The organism is Nocardia mexicana NBRC 108244 (genome assembly GCF_001613165.1).
Lineage (GTDB): Bacteria > Actinomycetota > Actinomycetes > Mycobacteriales > Mycobacteriaceae > Nocardia > Nocardia mexicana.
Genome location: NZ_BDBV01000173.1, coordinates 1 through 1,867, shown reverse-complemented (window position 1 = coordinate 1,867; position 1,867 = coordinate 1). Strand labels below are relative to the sequence as shown.

The 1,867-nt window shown below is 71.0% G+C and carries 2 protein-coding genes; one reads left to right on the top strand and one right to left on the bottom strand.

From position 1 onward, the window contains the following. A partial coding sequence (locus NM1_RS40640; protein WP_068033149.1) for a lipase family protein occupies window positions 1–1,293 on the top strand: 1,293 nt, incomplete at its 5' end. A gap of 74 nt (window positions 1,294–1,367) precedes the next feature. Here the strand turns inward: NM1_RS40640 and NM1_RS40635 are convergent. Next, a partial coding sequence (locus tag NM1_RS40635) for a HEAT repeat domain-containing protein (protein ID WP_169814414.1) occupies window positions 1,368–1,867 on the bottom strand: 500 nt, incomplete at its 5' end.

Genomic DNA, 1,867 nt, shown 5'->3' with positions numbered 1-1,867 from the left:
TTGCAGGGATGGATCGACAAAACCGTTCCGGCCCCGGCGTTTCCGGCCGCTCCGTCACCGCCGTCCGCGGATCTGCCGCCGGACCTTGCCGCGCTGTGGCGCGCCGTGCTGTCGCCACCCGCGGGTGATCCGCTGTTCGATGCGTGGCCCGCCGCGCTGGACCAGCTCAGCCCCGGCGATCTCGTCGAGTGGCGCGATGTGACGGCGACGGCCGCGCCGCTGGCGGTGGTGCCGATCCGGCGGGCGCTGCTGCTGAAATTCCGCACGACCGCCGCCTCGGGCGTCCCGTCGTTCGGCACGGCGACCCTCGTGATTCCGGCCGCGAACTGGACCGGACCCGGTGGGCGGCCGGTGATGGTGAACGCGCTGCCGATCAATGCGCTGGGCCTGCGCTGCACGCCGAGTTATGCGATGGCGCACGGGATTCACAGCAAGTTCAACAGCGGTGATCTGTTCCCGCCGACGACGTGGTGGGGGCTCGGTCGCGGCTACGCGGTACTGATTCCGGACCACGAGGGCCCGTGGATGTCCTATGCCGAGCCGACGGTGGCCGGGCACGTGGTCCTCGACGCCATCCGCGCCGTGCGGTCGGTGTCACCGGTCGAGTTCGCGGACAGTCGGTTCGCGGTCGCCGGATACTCCGGCGGGGCGATCGCGTCGTATGCGGCGGCCATGCTGCTCGGCGACTACGCACCCGAGCTGCACGGTGTTCTCGTCGGTGCGGCCACGGGCGGACTGGTCACCGATTACCGGGCCGTGGCAACCAAATTCGACGGCAATGTGGCCTCCGGGATTCTGCTCGCCGTCTCGCTGGCGATGGCGCGCGAGCATCCGCGGCTGCTCGCGAGCATGAATCATCTCGCGCAGTGGGTGGCGTCCTCGCCGGTGAAGGACACCTGCGGCGACAGCAACGGCCCGCTCGGCGTGGTCGGCATCCCGATCGCGGTCGCGACGAATACCGCCGACCCCCTGAACAGTCCGGCCGCCGACGACGTGCTGCGGCAGTCCGACCTGCGGGACCGGACGGCGGGCGCCCCGCTGTTCATCTACCACGGCGTGCACGACATCTGGATTCCCATAGAGGGAGCCCGGGACCTGTATCGCCGGCAGTGCGCACGCGGCGTCCCCGCCCTGTATCGCAACGAGCCCGGCGAGCACGTGACCGCCGCACTCGCCGGATATCCCGAACTCATCGGCTGGCTCGACGCCCGCCTGCGCGGAGAGCAGGCGCCGAGCGAATGCCCGCCTGCCGCAACCGAATCGCCGCTACCGCCGGTCGCTGTACCGCGATGAGATCCCCACCACGCGCCTGGTAGCCGGTTGCGCGATCGGCGACCCGATCCGGACGTTCCGCTCCCGTAAGGGGCTTATCTTTCGAGGGCCTGCACCAAGCTCGAGGCGAGAAGCGCCACGGCGCGGTCGGTGTCTTGGGTCAGCTTCCGCAGGGTGTCGAGCGCGAGGGTTCCCGGCATTTCGGCCAGTGCCTGGGTGAGGCGTATCCGCGCGGCCGAATCGGCTGTGGGGGAGGCGAGTTCGCCGGTCAGGGCCTTCATGATCCGGTCTGCCCACTTCGCTTCTCGCGCAAGCGTTCCCAGGTGTTCGGCCGCTTCGACGTCATGGGGTCCGTGGACGACCGTGGCGACGAGTACCGGGACGGCTCGGGTTACGCCACGGGCGCCGAGTGTGAGCGCGGCGTGCGTGCGGATCGTCGTGTCCGGGTCGTCGAGAACGCCGGTGAGCATCGCCGTCGCCTCGTCGCCGGGTAGTTCGGCGAGCGCCAGGACCGCGCGCCGCCGGACAGCGGCGTCGTCCGAGCCCAGGCCGGACGCCAGGCTCGCCGCGGCGTCGCCGCCCGCGCGCGCGAGGG